The sequence below is a fragment of the Pseudomonas sp. ASL9 genome (genome assembly GCF_056680335.1).
The window spans coordinates 1,150,017-1,164,649 of the sequence record NZ_CM155277.1 but is presented as its reverse complement, the minus strand read 5'-3'; the positions used below and the strand labels follow the sequence as shown (position 1 = coordinate 1,164,649).

At 56.7% G+C, this 14,633-nt stretch carries 13 protein-coding genes; 9 read left to right on the top strand and 4 right to left on the bottom strand.

Features of this window, described 5'->3' with window-relative positions; translation table 11 throughout:
* Nucleotides 1–23: 23 nt before the first annotated feature.
* From AC1ME2_RS05435 to phhA, 3 genes are read right to left on the bottom strand one after another with little or no spacing between them, the layout of a single operon-like run.
* The gene (locus tag AC1ME2_RS05435) at nucleotides 24–1,214 is read right to left on the bottom strand and encodes an amino acid aminotransferase (RefSeq protein ID WP_480439778.1); all 1,191 of its coding nucleotides are present in this window, start codon (nucleotides 1,212–1,214) and stop codon (nucleotides 24–26) included.
* A complete protein-coding gene (locus tag AC1ME2_RS05430; RefSeq protein WP_480439777.1) occupies nucleotides 1,214–1,570 on the bottom strand; it encodes a 4a-hydroxytetrahydrobiopterin dehydratase in 357 nt (118 codons plus the stop codon). Before AC1ME2_RS05430 ends, AC1ME2_RS05435 begins: the two co-directional genes overlap by 1 nt.
* Nucleotides 1,571–1,584: 14 nt before the next feature.
* Nucleotides 1,585–2,376, bottom strand: a complete 792-nt coding sequence (gene phhA / locus AC1ME2_RS05425; RefSeq protein WP_480439776.1) for a phenylalanine 4-monooxygenase — start codon at nucleotides 2,374–2,376, stop codon at nucleotides 1,585–1,587.
* A gap of 269 nt (nucleotides 2,377–2,645) precedes the next feature.
* Here phhA and AC1ME2_RS05420 point away from each other — a divergent pair, with 269 nt between their 5' ends.
* Nucleotides 2,646–4,208 (top strand): sigma-54-dependent transcriptional regulator, encoded by a 1,563-nt coding sequence (locus AC1ME2_RS05420; protein ID WP_480439775.1) that lies wholly within the window; start codon nucleotides 2,646–2,648, stop codon nucleotides 4,206–4,208.
* A 224-nt stretch (nucleotides 4,209–4,432) separates the two neighbouring features.
* Here the strand turns inward: AC1ME2_RS05420 and AC1ME2_RS05415 are convergent, their stop codons facing one another.
* The gene (locus AC1ME2_RS05415) at nucleotides 4,433–4,699 is read right to left on the bottom strand and encodes a DUF2790 domain-containing protein (RefSeq protein WP_480439774.1); all 267 of its coding nucleotides are present in this window, start codon (nucleotides 4,697–4,699) and stop codon (nucleotides 4,433–4,435) included.
* A 401-nt stretch (nucleotides 4,700–5,100) separates the two neighbouring features.
* On the opposite strand from AC1ME2_RS05415, the gene acs reads away from it, so the two are divergent.
* The 8 genes from acs (at nucleotide 5,101) to AC1ME2_RS05375 (ending at nucleotide 14,502) form a co-directional block, all read left to right on the top strand.
* Nucleotides 5,101–7,056: an acetate--CoA ligase gene (gene acs, locus AC1ME2_RS05410; protein ID WP_480439773.1), complete on the top strand. Its 1,956-nt coding sequence runs from the start codon at nucleotides 5,101–5,103 to the stop codon at nucleotides 7,054–7,056.
* A 646-nt stretch (nucleotides 7,057–7,702) separates the two neighbouring features.
* Nucleotides 7,703–8,479: an ABC transporter substrate-binding protein gene (locus AC1ME2_RS05405; RefSeq protein WP_480439772.1), complete on the top strand. Its 777-nt coding sequence runs from the start codon at nucleotides 7,703–7,705 to the stop codon at nucleotides 8,477–8,479.
* A gap of 95 nt (nucleotides 8,480–8,574) precedes the next feature.
* Nucleotides 8,575–9,264 carry an ABC transporter permease gene (locus AC1ME2_RS05400; protein WP_480439771.1) on the top strand — a complete coding sequence of 230 codons (690 nt, stop codon included), beginning with the start codon at nucleotides 8,575–8,577 and terminating at the stop codon, nucleotides 9,262–9,264.
* Nucleotides 9,261–9,959 (top strand): ABC transporter permease, encoded by a 699-nt coding sequence (locus AC1ME2_RS05395; RefSeq protein WP_480439770.1) that lies wholly within the window; start codon nucleotides 9,261–9,263, stop codon nucleotides 9,957–9,959. Before AC1ME2_RS05400 ends, AC1ME2_RS05395 begins: the two co-directional genes overlap by 4 nt.
* Before the next feature lie 3 nt (nucleotides 9,960–9,962).
* On the top strand, nucleotides 9,963–11,075 hold the full coding sequence (locus AC1ME2_RS05390) for a succinylglutamate desuccinylase/aspartoacylase family protein (protein WP_480439769.1): 1,113 nt from the start codon (nucleotides 9,963–9,965) through the stop codon (nucleotides 11,073–11,075).
* Nucleotides 11,076–11,101: 26 nt separating this feature from the next.
* Complete coding sequence (locus tag AC1ME2_RS05385; RefSeq protein ID WP_480439768.1) at nucleotides 11,102–11,866, top strand: ABC transporter ATP-binding protein; 765 nt, start codon at nucleotides 11,102–11,104, stop codon at nucleotides 11,864–11,866.
* A gap of 141 nt (nucleotides 11,867–12,007) precedes the next feature.
* Nucleotides 12,008–12,988 (top strand): transcriptional regulator ArgR, encoded by a 981-nt coding sequence (gene argR, locus AC1ME2_RS05380; RefSeq protein ID WP_219064512.1) that lies wholly within the window; start codon nucleotides 12,008–12,010, stop codon nucleotides 12,986–12,988.
* A 293-nt stretch (nucleotides 12,989–13,281) separates the two neighbouring features.
* The gene (locus AC1ME2_RS05375) at nucleotides 13,282–14,502 is read left to right on the top strand and encodes an aspartate aminotransferase family protein (RefSeq protein WP_480439767.1); all 1,221 of its coding nucleotides are present in this window, start codon (nucleotides 13,282–13,284) and stop codon (nucleotides 14,500–14,502) included.
* Nucleotides 14,503–14,633 lie beyond the last annotated feature (131 nt).

The window sequence follows — 14,633 nt, the reverse complement described above, 5'->3', positions numbered from 1 at the left end:
TTTGAAGCGGGGAGCGATCAGTTTCAGCAAACGGCGGCGATGGCCCGCGCTAGAGCATCCAAGCGCGAGGCATCGATACCTGCGATGTTGGCGCGCCCGGCACTGACCAGATAAACGCTGTGTTCATGGCGCAACCGCGCAACCTGATCATCATTCAGGCCGGTGTAGGAGAACATGCCGCGCTGCACGCCAATATGGGCGAAACGCTCGCCCAGACCCAGTGGTGTCAAGGCCTCGACCAAGCCGGCGCGTAGTTGCGCAATGCGCACGCGCATCTCTTCCACTTCATCGGCCCATAGGCTTTTCAGCTCAGGATCCCCGAGGATCTCGGCGACAATGGCGGCGCCATGATCCGGTGGGTTCGACCACAGGTTGCGCGCAATGGAAGAAAGCTGGCTGCGCACATCCAGCAATTTTTCGGTCGTGCCGGCACACACCAGCAGGGCGCCGGTGCGCTCACGGTACAGGCCGAAGTTTTTTGAACAGGAGCTGGTGATCAGCAGCTCGGGCAAAGCGTCTGCGAACAGCCGCACGGCCCAGGCATCCTGTTCCAGACCGTCGCCAAAACCCTGGTACGCGAAGTCGATCAATGGCAACAGATCACGACTCTGCACCACGTCCAGTACCTGCCGCCAAGCATCCTGGGACAGATCGAAGCCGGTGGGGTTGTGGCAGCAGGCATGCAGTAGCACAACGTCGCCACGCGGCACCCGATTTAAGGTGGCAAGCATGGCCTCGACGTTAAGCCGGTTATCGCTGCCAACATAGGGGTAGTGACTGACCTTGAGCCCGGCTTTGGCAAAAATGGTTTCATGGATCGGCCAGGTTGGGTCGCTCAGCCAGATACCGCGCCCAGGCAGGCACTCAGCAATGAAATCAGCACACAGACGCAGGGCGCCCGTACCGCCAGGGGTCTGGGTCGCGGCGACGCGCTTGGTTGTCAGTAACGGCGAGTCCTTGCCCAGGACCAGCTCGCTGATCAGCGTGCCAAAGCGAGGCTCGCCGTGACCACCGATGTAGGTTTTGGTGATCTGCTGATCCACCAGGCGCTGCTCGGCCAGCTTGACCGAGCGCAGGATCGGCGTCAGGCCCAGCGCGTCTTTATAGACGCCTACGCCGAGGTCGAATTTGTTCGGGTTTGGATCAGTCGCGTACGCCTCGATCAACCCGAGAATCGGGTCCCCTGGCACTCGCTGGATATCATTGAAATGCATTACTTGCGGCCCTCGGCGCCTTTGGCCACTCCGTCAGTACGCGCGGCCATAATGAAATCGTTGCGGTGCAGCCCTTTGATCGAGTGGCTCCACCAGGTCACGGTCACTTTGCCCCATTCGGTGAGCAAGCCTGGGTGATGGCCCTCGGCTTCGGCAATTTCGCCGACGGCGTTGGTGAACGCAAGCGCGAACTTGAAATTCTTGAACAGAAAGACTTTCTCCAGCTGCATCACGCTGTCACGTACTTCGATGTTCCAATCGGGGATCTGCTTGATCAGAACAGGCAGTTCTTCATCGCTGACCTGCGGGGCGTCGGCGCGGCAGGCTACGCAATGGGCTTGGGTAAGAGTGCTCATAAATGGGTTCCTGATCAGGCAGCTTTGGGTTTAGGTGGGAATTTTGGTGCGTGCAGGCCCAGCTGCATGGCTTGCTGGACTATGCCCATGATGTCTTCGTGGGCCAGGTCGAACAGCCGTTTTAGGTTTGGCAGGACAAAATACAAGGGCTGCAGGATATCGATTCGATACGGGGTGCGCATCGTCTCCAGCGGATCGAACGTCTGATGTTCGGGCGCGGATGACAAGCTGTAAACCGTTTCTTTGGGCGAGGACAAAATGCCGCCACCGTAGATTCGGCGGCCCTGCGGGGTGTCTACCAGACCGAACTCGATGGTCATCCAGTACAGGCGTGCCAGATAGACGCGCTGCTCCTTGGTCGCACTCAAGCCGAGCTTGCCATAGGCGTGGGTAAATTCGGCAAACCACGGATTGGTCAGCAGCGGGCAGTGACCGAATATCTCATGAAAGATGTCCGGCTCTTGCAGGTAGTCCAGCTCCGCTTCGCTGCGAATGAACGTTGCCACCGGGAACTGCTTATTCGCCAGCAATTGGAAAAAGGTCTGGAAAGGAATCAGGGCCGGGACGCGAGCGACTTGCCAACCGGTGGCCGCAGCAAGGACTTTGTTGACTTCGGCCAATTGCGGGATGCGGTCATGGGGCAGCCCCAGTTGCTCGATGCCATCGAGGTATTCCTGGCAGGCGTGGCCTTCGATCACCTTCAATTGTCGAGTGATCAGGGTATTCCACACCGCATGCTCGGCAAGCGGGTAGTCGATAAAACCATTCGCGTCGGGCTCACGCGCCACGTAGTGCGTTTGCGTCATGCTGCTCTCCTGTAGGCAATTCGTTGTTGTTATAAAGGAGCTGTTATGGCTCTAGAGATAACTCAAACGATCCGTCCTGACAGCAGGTGGACTGGGGTGTGTCTTATAGAATAGACCGTATTTCGTAACGATAAGTTTACGAAAGCACTGCTGTGCCGTAATCCTTGTGTCGGAATGATGTTATTTAGGGGGTGGCTGTAACATAATCTTGACGACTAACTGAGGCGCACCACAAAAATATTAGCCCGGTAAACAGGATCGAATCGTTCATGCGCATCAAAGTGCACTGTCAAAACCGCATCGGCATCCTTCGTGACATTCTCAATCTGTTGGTCGAGTACGGGGTCAACGTGGCGCGGGGCGAGGTGGGAGGCGAGCATGGCAACGCGATTTATCTGCATTGCCCAAACCTGATCAATCTGCAGTTCCAGGCCATGCGGCCCAAGTTCGAGGCCATTGGCGGAGTGTTTGGGGTCAAGCGCGTCGGGTTGATGCCCAGTGAACGACGACACATGGAGCTTAATGCACTGCTAGGCGCGCTGGAGTTCCCTGTGTTGTCCATTGACATGGGAGGCTCCATCGTCGCCGCCAACCGCGCGGCGGCGCAGTTGCTGGGCGTGCGGGTCGATGAGGTTCCGGGCATTGCGCTGTCGCGCTATACCGAAGATTTCGACTTGCCGGAGCTGGTTCGTACCAATAAATCGCGGATCAACGGGCTGCGGGTCAAGGTCAAGGGTGATGTGTTCCTTGCCGATATTGCACCGTTGCAATCGGAGCACGACGACAGCGAAGCCATGGCCGGTGCGGTATTGACCCTGCACCGGGCAGATCGGGTCGGCGAGCGCATTTATCATGTGCGCAAGCAAGAGCTGCGCGGCTTCGACAGTATTTTCCAAAGCTCTAAAGTCATGGCAGCGGTGGTCCGCGAGGCCCGACGCATGGCGCCTCTGGATGCACCGTTGCTGATTGAAGGCGAAACGGGGACCGGTAAAGAGTTGTTGGCGCGGGCTTGTCATCTTGCCAGCCCGCGGGGGCAATCGCCGTTGATGGCGCTTAACTGCGCCGGGCTGCCAGAATCCATGGCCGAAACTGAACTGTTTGGTTATGACCCCCGCGCATTTGAAGGGGCGCGGGCCGAAGGCAAGCTGGGTTTGTTGGAGTTGACTGCAGGCGGCACGCTGTTTCTCGATGGTGTCGGTGAAATGAGTCCGCGCTTGCAGGTAAAGCTTCTGCGTTTCCTTCAGGACGGCTGCTTTCGTCGGGTCGGCAGCGACGAAGAGGTCTATCTGGATGTACGGGTGATCTGTGCTACACAGGTCGATCTGTCCGAACTGTGTGCCCGTGGTGAGTTCCGCCAGGATCTTTACCATCGGCTCAACGTGTTATCGCTGCATATCCCGCCGCTGCGCGAATGCCTGGACGGATTGCCACCGTTAGTCGATCACTTCCTCGATCAGGCCAGTCGCCAGATTGGCTGCCCTTTGCCCAAGCTGGCACCCGCCGCTATGGAGCGCCTGAGTCATTACCATTGGCCTGGTAACGTACGGCAGTTGGAAAACGTTCTGTTCCAGGCGGTCTCGTTGTGCGAGGGAGGCGTGGTCAAGGCTGAACATATCCGTCTTCCAGACTATGGGGTGCGTCAGCCCCTGGGCGATTTTTCGTTGGAGGGAGGACTGGATGACATTGTCGGACGTTTCGAAAAAGCGGTGCTGGAGCGTCTCTATTCGGAACATCCAAGCAGCAGGCAGTTGGGCAAACGTTTAGGCGTGTCGCATACAACGATTGCCAACAAATTGCGTGGCTATCAGGTGGGGAAACACGAGCAGGGGTAATAATTAAACGCTATAAAGTTCGGTATATTTTTGGCGATAATGGAGTTAACTAACGTGCGAATAAATGTAAGGCGCGTATAGGGGTATTAAGGGAAAGTGTCAAAAAGTGGGTGACGTACGGGGTTGAGTAATCCGGCGGCGGTCATGAATCCTGGAGGCCGTCAACGCCTCTGTGGAGGGTTTCAGGAGGCGTTGACGTGTTGGCTGAGATCCGTGCGGACGATTCAACCATTGGTGCAACCATTGCCCATAACGCGATACTCAAGCACGTGCTCTACACCTTTTGAGTCTTCGTAAGTCATTCGGGCTGGCACGACCTTGCAAACGTTAGGAATTTCGCTCATCGAAACGACTTTGGCGATGTCCAGGTGAGTGGTATAGGTGTACTCCTCTACGGGGGGAGTCGAGTTGACTGAGGTGGCGGTTGTTTCAGCCGCCATCACAGCAACACTAAAACTACTGAGGGCCATGACCATCAATGCAACTTTCATTTCTAATGTCCTTATTGCTGTCGCGAGGGAGTGCCTGGTTCTTGTGGAACCAGGCGTGTCACTAAGTTTACACAGTGATTAACATGCCGTTGTGGGGGCTGTTACGTGTTAATCGTTTGCCGGTTGGCAGCAATAATTATAGGCCTGCCTGTCAGGTTCATATATGAAGTGTTCTGATAAAGACTGTTGGTAAAAGCTGTAATAATCCTCAAAAAGCGAATCACGCCACCGCTGGTCGGCGCCGCGACTTTTTGCCACAGTGCTGGCCCTTGGCCGCCGAGCGGTGCAGCCCGGGCCGTAAGGAGGTAGTAGTTCGGTAAGACCATTGTCGAATGGCCTGAATGGGGTGGGGCAGATACAACGGATCCATAAAATAACAACTATCCACCGAGGTAATAAAGATGAGTGCGGCTTCCGTCTATCCTGTGCGCCCTGACGTAGCAGCTACAACCCTGACCGATGAAGCAACCTACAAGGCCATGTACCAGCAGTCGGTGGTCAATCCTGATGGCTTCTGGCGCGAGCAGGCCCAGCGTCTGGATTGGATTCAGCCCTTCACCACCGTCAAGCAGACCTCCTTCGACGATCACCACGTCGACATCAAATGGTTCGCTGACGGCACATTGAACGTCTCTTACAACTGTCTGGACCGTCATCTGGCCGAGCGCGGTGATCAGCTCGCAATCATTTGGGAAGGCGACGACCCTTCCGAACATCGCAACATCACCTATCGCGAGCTGCACGAAGAAGTCTGCAAGTTCGCCAACGCATTGCGCGGCCAGGATGTGCACCGCGGCGATGTGGTCACTATCTATATGCCGATGATCCCCGAAGCTGTGGTCGCCATGTTGGCCTGTACCCGGATCGGCGCGATTCACTCGGTAGTGTTCGGTGGTTTCTCGCCTGAAGCGTTGGCCGGGCGGATCATCGATTGCAAATCGAAAATCGTTATTACTGCAGACGAAGGCCTGCGGGGTGGCAAGCGCACGGCGTTGAAAGCTAACGTCGACCTGGCGCTGACCAATCCGGAAACCGCCAGTGTGCAGAAGATTATTGTCTGCAAGCGCACAGGCGGCGACATCGCCTGGCACCAGCATCGCGATATCTGGTACGAAGACCTGATGAAGGTTGCCTCCAGCCATTGCGCGCCCAAAGAAATGGGCGCCGAAGAGGCGCTGTTCATTCTTTACACCTCAGGCTCCACCGGCAAGCCCAAAGGCGTGCAGCACACCACGGGCGGTTATCTGTTGTATGCCGCGTTGACCCATGAGCGTGTGTTTGACTACAAACAGGGTGAGATTTTTTGGTGCACGGCCGACGTGGGCTGGGTCACGGGGCACACCTATATCGTCTACGGCCCACTGGCTAATGGCGCGACCACGTTGTTGTTCGAAGGGGTGCCGAACTACCCGGACATCACGCGAGTGTCTAAGATCATCGACAAGCACAAGGTCAATATCCTCTACACCGCACCGACTGCCATTCGCGCCATGATGGCTGAAGGTGAGGCTGCGATGCAGGGTGGTGATGGTTCAAGCCTGCGCCTGTTGGGCTCGGTCGGTGAGCCGATCAACCCGGAAGCCTGGAACTGGTACTACCACACCGTCGGCAAGGGCCGCTGCCCGATCGTCGATACATGGTGGCAGACCGAAACCGGCGGCGCCTTGATGAGTCCGCTGCCAGGGGCGCATGCGCTCAAGCCGGGCTCGGCGGCGCGACCGTTCTTCGGCGTTGTGCCAGGGCTTGTGGATAACCTCGGCAACCTCATCGAAGGTGCCGCTGAAGGTAACCTGGTTATTCTCGATTCTTGGCCGGGTCAGGCGCGCACGTTGTACGGTGATCATGACCGTTTCGTCGACACGTACTTCAAGACGTTCCGTGGCATGTACTTCACCGGCGACGGCGCACGACGTGACGAAGATGGCTACTACTGGATCACCGGGCGTGTGGATGACGTGCTCAACGTTTCCGGGCACCGTATGGGTACTGCTGAAATCGAAAGTGCGATGGTTGCCCACCCGAAAGTCGCCGAAGCCGCTGTGGTCGGCGTGCCGCATGATCTCAAAGGGCAGGGCATTTATGTCTACGTCACCCTCAATGGCGGCGAAGAGCCTAGCGAAGCGCTACGTCTGGAGTTGAGAAACTGGGTGCGCAAGGAAATTGGCCCCATCGCTTCACCCGATGTCATTCAGTGGGCGCCTGGGCTGCCGAAGACCCGCTCGGGCAAAATCATGCGCCGCATTCTGCGCAAGATTGCCACGGGGGATTACGACGGCTTAGGTGATATCTCCACCCTGGCCGATCCGGGTGTGGTGCAGCACTTGATCGATGAGCACAGGATCATGAACGCTGCCTGATTTCTAGGCTAGGTTCAGAACCTAAGAAACGCCCCGCCAGGTGCATACCTGGCGGGGCGTTTTTGTGTGTGTCAGTGGGTGGTCGAGCGCTTTGCGTAAAGCCATTGGCGAGTAAATTCGCGTCCATACAGCCTGCACAAAATAAAACTCAAAACGAGATATATATCGGCTTCATTGCAGGAAGCCTTCACTGTTACCGAGGTGCAGTCTGGTAACCAAATGTGTAACCGCCGGCTCATTTTCGGGGCCGAGAGGAACGGTCTGTAGGGTTCGGCTGCTATTTCAAGTGCTCTTAAAACAAATCGATACGCCAAGGTTGCCGAAATAGAGGCCTTTGCTAATAATGGGCCCGCAATTTGCTATATCTAAAGGTTTTATGTCTTTTGGCTCTACATAGTATGTAGGGCCTGTCAATATTCCAGGTCAGCTTTCTCAGTGCTTTTGTAACTAGTTGTCGCATTGAAGAAATATCGACTTCGGGCCTGTCGTTAAAATGCCAATCAATCGCTAAAGGCTTTTTGTGTGACTTTTCGTGTGAAAGGTCCGACACGACCGTCCCGGCGTCGCTACCCCATGCTGACCCCTTCGCACAGTGGGCTGTCGCTCACTCTGCCATGTGTCGCCCTATACCGATGGAGACCTAATAATGAAAAAACTCATGCTTCTGGGCGCCTTGGCGCTGTCCGTGTTGGCACAGCCGACGTTCGCTGATGAAAAACCACTCAAAATTGGTATCGAGGCTGCTTACCCTCCCTTTGCGTCGAAAGCTCCGGATGGCAGCATCGTTGGTTTCGACTACGACATCGGCAATGCGCTGTGTGACGAAATGAAGGTCAAGTGCACATGGGTCGAACAGGAGTTCGATGGTCTGATCCCGGCACTGAAGGTGCGCAAGATCGACGCCATTCTGTCTTCGATGTCTATCACTGAAGACCGCAAAAAATCGGTTAATTTCAGCAATAAGTACTACAACACCCCTGCGCGTCTGGTCATGAAAGACGGCACGGTAGTCGGTGCAAGTCTCGCTGAGCTCAAAGGCAAGAAAATCGGTGTACAACGCGGTTCGATCCACGACCGGTTCGCTCAGGAAGTCCTGAAGCCGTTGGGCGCTGAAATCGTTCCTTACGGTTCGCAAAACGAAATCTACCTGGACGTCGCTGCTGGCCGTCTCGATGGCACCCTGGCCGACGCAACCCTGTTGCAGGACGGTTTCCTCAACACCGACGCGGGCAAGGGTTTTGCTTTCGCAGGTCCTGCATTCACCGATACCAAATACTTCGGCGACGGCATCGGTATCGCTGTGCGTAAAGGTGATACGGCGGATCTGGACAAGATCAACGCGGCCATCGTCGCCATTCGTGCCAGCGGCAAGTACAAACAGATTCAGGACAAATATTTCAATTTCGACATCTACGGCGAGTAAATACGCCGCGTAACGCTCGCAATGGCGCTAGCAGCAGTGGCTCTGGACTGTCTGATGTGCGCCATTTTTCATTCTCACGCTTGAGGACCTGAATCATGTTGAAAGGTTACGGGGCTGTCATCCTCGATGGCGCATGGCTGACGCTGCAGCTCGCCTTGTCGTCCATGGCCCTGGCGATCGTCCTCGGTTTGATTGGCGTGGCATTGCGTTTGTCGCCGGTGCGCTGGCTGGCCTGGTTGGGTGATCTGTACTCCACGGTGATACGCGGAATTCCGGATCTGGTCTTGATCCTGCTGATTTTTTATGGCGGCCAGGATCTGCTCAACCGTGTCGCGCCGTTGCTAGGCTATGACGATTACATTGATCTGAACCCATTGCTGGCCGGTATCGGCACGCTGGGTTTTATCTTCGGTGCGTACCTGTCGGAAACCTTCCGGGGTGCATTCATGGCAATCCCCAAAGGTCAGGCTGAAGCCGGTATGGCGTATGGCATGAGCAGTTTCAAAGTATTTTTCCGGATTTTGGTACCACAGATGATTCGCCTGGCGATCCCTGGGTTTACCAATAACTGGCTGGTACTGACCAAGGCCACCGCGTTGATTTCCGTGGTCGGCCTGCAAGACATGATGTTCAAGGCCAAGCAGGCGGCAGATGCCACCCGCGAGCCTTTCACTTTCTTTCTGGCAGTGGCTGCGATGTACCTGGTGATCACCAGCGTGTCGTTACTTGCCCTGCGTTATCTTGAGAAGCGCTACTCGGTAGGCGTAAGGGCGGCTGATCTATGATCTTCGACTACAACGTCATTTGGGGAAGCTTGCCGCTGTACTTCGGTGGACTGCTGATCACCCTCAAGTTGCTGGCCATTTCCTTGCTCTTCGGTCTGCTCGCGGCCTTGCCGTTAGGCTTGATGCGGGTATCGAAGCAGCCGTGGGTCAACCTGTCTGCCTGGCTGTACACCTATGTGATCCGGGGCACGCCGATGCTGGTGCAGCTGTTTTTGATCTACTACGGGCTGGCCCAGTTTCAGGCCGTTCGTGATAGCGTCTTCTGGCCATGGCTGTCCAGCGCGACGTTTTGCGCCTGCCTGGCCTTCGCGATCAACACCAGCGCCTACACCGCTGAAATCATCGCTGGCAGCTTAAGGTCTACACCGGCTGGCGAGATCGAAGCGGCCAAGGCCATGGGCATGTCGCGCTCGAAAATGTACCGGCGGATTCTGCTGCCATCGGCCTTGCGCCGGGCACTGCCGCAATACAGTAACGAAGTGATCATGATGTTGCAGACCACCAGTCTGGCGTCCATCGTGACCTTGATCGACATCACGGGCGCTGCGCGTACGGTCAATGCGCAGTTCTATCTGCCGTTCGAGGCCTATATTACTGCTGGCGCGTTCTATCTGTGCCTGACCTTCATTCTTGTTCGGCTGTTCAAGATGGCCGAGCGTCATTGGCTGGGCTACCTCGCCCCACGCAAGGCCTGACCCATGCAGCGTATCGATGACTCATTGCCGTGGAGCAGCCTCGGCACCGAGCGCCAGTTGAGCGTGTTCCGATTCGGCAGCGGTGAGCGCAAGGCCTATATTCAGGCCAGCCTGCACGCCGATGAATTACCGGGCATGCGTACGGCTTGGGAACTGAAAAAGCGCCTGGCGCAACTTGAAGAGCAGGGCGCGCTCAAGGGTGTCATCGAGTTGGTGCCAGTGGCTAACCCCATTGGCTTGGGGCAGTTGTTGCAAGGTGCTCATCAAGGACGTTTCGAGTTTGGCAGCGGCAAGAATTTCAACCGTGATTTTTCCGAGCTGAGCGAGCCGGTGGCCGAGCTGTTGAAAGGCCAGTTGGGCGATGATCCGCATGCCAATACCCTGTTGATCCGTCAGGCAATGACCGCCGTCCTGGCTGCGTTGCCAGCACCGAGCAGTGAATTGCAAGGTCTGCAGCGTTTGCTCCTCGGTCATGCGTGCACGGCTGATGTGGTGTTGGACCTGCATTGCGACGCCGAAGCCGCGTTGCACATGTATGCCTTGCCGCAACACTGGTCGCGCTGGCGTTCGTTGGCGGCGCACCTGAATGTCAGCGTCGCCTTGCTGGCTGAAGAATCGGGTGGCAGTTCGTTCGACGAGGCATGCTCGTTGCCGTGGTTGCGTCTGTCACGGATTTTTCCCGAGGCGCAAATCTCGTTGGCTTGTATGGCGACCACCCTTGAATTGGGTGGGCAGGCCGACACTGGCAGGGATGAGGCTCAGGCCTACGCCGAGGGCATTCTGGCGTTCCTCGCCGAGCAAGGCTTTATCAGCGGTGACTGGCCGCAACCGACGCGAGAAGCGTGCGAAGCAATGCCCTTCGAAGGCACGCAGTTGCACTTCGCGCCCCATCCCGGCGTGGTGACTTATTTACGCCGTGCAGGCGTATGGGTTGAGGTCGGCGAACCGTTGTTCGAAGTCATCGATCCTTTGTCCGATCGGGTCAGCACAGTGTGTGCCGGCACGTCCGGAGTGCTCTACGCAACTGAACGGCTACGTTACGCCCAACCTGGTTTCTGGCTGGCCAAAGTGGCAGGGCGTACACCGCTCCGTCACGGACGCCTGCTCAGCGACTGACTGACTGTTTTGTGAGAACCGAAAGCATGAACAAACTGGAAGTCCAAGACCTGCATAAGCGCTATGGCAGTCATGAAGTGCTCAAGGGTGTTTCCCTGACGGCCAAGGCTGGGGATGTGATCAGCATCATCGGCTCCAGCGGCTCGGGTAAAAGTACCTTTCTGCGCTGCATCAACCTGCTCGAACAGCCCCACGCAGGCAAAATCCTGCTGAACAACGAAGAGCTGAAGCTGGTCGCAAACAAGGACGGCGCCCTGAAAGCTGCTGACCCTAAACAGTTGCAGCGCATGCGTTCGCGACTGTCGATGGTGTTCCAGCACTTCAATCTCTGGTCGCACATGACGGCCATGGAAAACATCATCGAAGCGCCGATCCATGTGCTCGGTATGTCTAAAAAGGATGCGCTGGAAAAGGCCGAGCATTACCTGGCCAAGGTTGGCGTGTCGCACCGCAAGGATGCCTACCCAGGGCATATGTCCGGTGGGGAGCAGCAGCGCGTTGCGATTGCCCGTGCTTTAGCGATGGAGCCAGAGGTCATGCTGTTCGATGAGCCGACTTCTGCGCTTGACCCGGAACTGGTAGGCGATGTACTCAAGGTCATGCAGGCACTGGCACAGGAAGGCCGGACCATGGTGGTGGTGACCCATGAAATGGGCTTTGCTCGTGAAGTGTCGAACCAGTTGATCTTTTTGCACCAGGGTGTGGTGGAAGAGCGCGGCGATCCTCGTGAAGTGTTGATCAACCCGCAGTCGGAACGGCTTCAGCAGTTTTTGTCCGGCAGCCTGAAATAATTGAAATGTTTTAACAAAGATTTGCGCACCAAAACAGGTCATGCTCCGGTATCTTTTGATCCATGACCTGGCTTCATCTGAATAAAGATCGAGCGCACTGATGCTCGACCCACAACCGCGACACGTTTCGGACTGTACGCCATGACTGCCCATCGAATTGGTTTCCTGATTTGGCCCAGCACTAAAGCCATGACGCTGGCGCTGGCCGAGGAAGCCTTGCGTGTTGCACAGCGCGTCCATCCAGAAGTGCTTTACGAATTGCTGTTCTTGCAGGCCGAGCCACCAGTTGAAGGTGCTTGGCAATTGCCCGGTGAACCATGGGCCGGGCGTCTGGAAGGGTGTCAAAAACTGTTTCTGCTGGCCGATGAGCCGCCTGCGCAAATGACCTCGGTGTTGAGCAGTGCGCTCAAACAATTGGTGCGTGCCGGGTGTGTGATCGGTGGTTTGTCCGCCGGCGTTTATCCACTGGCCCAGCTGGGTCTGCTCGATGGCTATCGCGCAGCGGTGCACTGGCGTTGGCAGGATGACTTTGCCGAGCGTTTTCCGAAAGTGATCGCCACCAGTCATCTGTTCGACTGGGACCGTGATCGTCTGACCGCGTGCGGTGGTCTTTCGGTGCTTGATCTGCTGTTGGCGGTGCTGGCGCGTGATCATGGCGCAGAGCTGGCGGGCGCTGTGTCGGAAGAGCTGGTGGTAGAACGCATCCGAGAGGGCGGAGAGCGTCAGCGTATTCCGCTGCAAAACCGTTTGGGCTCCAGCCATCCGAAGCTGACTCAGGCTGTGCTGCTGATGGAAGCCAACATCGAAGAGCCATTGACCACTGACGAAATTGCCCAGCACGTGTGCGTGTCACGTCGGCAGTTGGAGCGGATTTTCAAGCAGTACCTCAATCGCGTTCCAAGCCAGTATTACCTGGAACTGCGCCTGAACAAGGCTCGGCAAATGCTGATGCAGACCAGTAAGTCGATCATCCAGATCGGCCTGTCTTGCGGGTTTTCCTCGGGTCCGCATTTTTCCAGCGCCTACCGCAACTTCTTCGGCGCCACCCCGCGCGAAGATCGCAACCAGCGCCGTAGCAGCAGCCCGTTCGAATTGTCATCGGTGCCTTCCGAGCGCGGGTGATTTGTATCTGATGGCCCTTCGCGAATGAGCTCGCTCCCACACAGCCTACACACGTTGCGTAGGTCTTCTGTTGAAGCGAGTTTATTCGCGAAGGCGGCATGTCAGACAATCCATTAAAACGTTTAAACTGCTTTTTTCCGACGCTATATGTCGCATTGCCGAAAGCCACGGAAAAACACGGTTTGGCGCTGTAACAAGTTGTCGCTTGGCGGCAAGGCCGGACCGAAATCAGCCCTTACAATCCTCCCATCGCTTGCCAGTTTCAGGCAGGCGTTCCTCTTCAGGAGACTCCGATGTCCGTTGAGCATGCTCAGGTGCAACGCACCGATTTCGACCAGGTGATGGTCCCTAACTACGCGCCTGCGGGTTTTATCCCTGTGCGAGGTGAGGGTTCCCGAGTCTGGGATCAATCGGGCCGCGAACTGGTCGATTTTACCGGCGGGATCGCCGTGAACGTGCTTGGCCATGCCCACCCTGCATTGGTCAGCGCCTTGACCGAGCAAGCCAATAAGCTGTGGCATGTCTCCAACGTGTTCACCAACGAACCCGCCCTGCGTATGGCGAAGAAGCTGGTTGACGCGACGTTCGCTGATCGTGCGTTCTTCTGTAACTCGGGTGCCGAAGCCAACGAAGCGGCTTTCAAGCTGGCGCGCCGGGTGGCATTTGACCTGTACGGCACGGAAAAATACGAAATCATTGCCGCGATCAACAGCTTCCACGGTCGCACGTTGTTCACCGTGAACGTGGGTGGTCAGTCCAAGTATTCCGACGGCTTCGGTCCGAAAATCACGGGCATTACCCACGTCCCGTACAACGATCTTGAGGCGCTGAAAGCAGCCATTTCCGACAAGACCTGTGCGGTAGTGTTAGAACCGGTTCAGGGCGAGAGCGGTGTCATTCCTGCCGAACTGGCTTACCTGCAAGGCGCTCGCCAGCTGTGTGATGAACACAACGCATTGTTGGTGTTCGACGAAGTGCAGACGGGCATGGGTCGCACAGGCGAGCTGTTCGCCTACATGCACTACGACGTGACCCCGGACATCCTCACCAGCGCCAAGAGCCTGGGCGGCGGTTTCCCGATTGCGGCGATGCTCACCACCGAAGCGCTGGCCAAACACTTGACCGTCGGCACCCACGGCACCACCTATGGCGGTAACCCGCTGGCGTGTGCCGTGGCTGAAGCGGTGATCGATATCGTCAATACGCCAGAAACTCTGGCGGGTGTGAAAGCCAAGCGCGAACTGTTCAAGACCCGTCTTGAAGCAATCGGTGAGCAATACGGCGTATTCACCCAGGTTCGTGGCCTGGGTCTGTTGCTCGGTTGCGTCCTCAGCGATGCCTGGAAAGGCAAGGCCAAAGATTTCTTCAACGCCGCTGAAAAAGAAGGCGTGATGATCCTGCAGGCCGGTCCCGATGTTGTTCGTTTCGCACCGAGTCTGGTGGTGACCGAAGCCGATATCGACGAAGGGCTGAACCGTTTCGAGCGTGCCATCGCCAAGCTGACTCAGGCTTGATGAGCATTTGATACAAAACGCTGTATCCCCGACGTTGGCCATAAGGCTGGCGTCGGGCTTCTTTCTCGTACTGGGTGGGCTATAGGCCACGCAGTGTTTTTTTCTGAGCCGGCGGATGTCGGCCTGTTTTT

Excerpts from the sequence above, each read along its gene's own strand:
- AC1ME2_RS05435 (WP_480439778.1), bottom strand. The coding sequence starts at position 1,214 with ATGCATTTCAATGATATCCAGCGAGTGCCAGGGGACCCGATTCTCGGG.
- AC1ME2_RS05430 (WP_480439777.1), bottom strand. The coding sequence starts at position 1,570 with ATGAGCACTCTTACCCAAGCCCATTGCGTAGCCTGCCGCGCCGACGCC.
- phhA (WP_480439776.1), bottom strand. The coding sequence starts at position 2,376 with ATGACGCAAACGCACTACGTGGCGCGTGAGCCCGACGCGAATGGTTTT.
- AC1ME2_RS05420 (WP_480439775.1), top strand. The coding sequence starts at position 2,646 with ATGCGCATCAAAGTGCACTGTCAAAACCGCATCGGCATCCTTCGTGAC.
- AC1ME2_RS05415 (WP_480439774.1), bottom strand. The coding sequence starts at position 4,699 with ATGAAAGTTGCATTGATGGTCATGGCCCTCAGTAGTTTTAGTGTTGCT.
- acs (WP_480439773.1), top strand. The coding sequence starts at position 5,101 with ATGAGTGCGGCTTCCGTCTATCCTGTGCGCCCTGACGTAGCAGCTACA.
- AC1ME2_RS05405 (WP_480439772.1), top strand. The coding sequence starts at position 7,703 with ATGAAAAAACTCATGCTTCTGGGCGCCTTGGCGCTGTCCGTGTTGGCA.
- AC1ME2_RS05400 (WP_480439771.1), top strand. The coding sequence starts at position 8,575 with ATGTTGAAAGGTTACGGGGCTGTCATCCTCGATGGCGCATGGCTGACG.
- AC1ME2_RS05395 (WP_480439770.1), top strand. The coding sequence starts at position 9,261 with ATGATCTTCGACTACAACGTCATTTGGGGAAGCTTGCCGCTGTACTTC.
- AC1ME2_RS05390 (WP_480439769.1), top strand. The coding sequence starts at position 9,963 with ATGCAGCGTATCGATGACTCATTGCCGTGGAGCAGCCTCGGCACCGAG.
- AC1ME2_RS05385 (WP_480439768.1), top strand. The coding sequence starts at position 11,102 with ATGAACAAACTGGAAGTCCAAGACCTGCATAAGCGCTATGGCAGTCAT.
- argR (WP_219064512.1), top strand. The coding sequence starts at position 12,008 with ATGACTGCCCATCGAATTGGTTTCCTGATTTGGCCCAGCACTAAAGCC.
- AC1ME2_RS05375 (WP_480439767.1), top strand. The coding sequence starts at position 13,282 with ATGTCCGTTGAGCATGCTCAGGTGCAACGCACCGATTTCGACCAGGTG.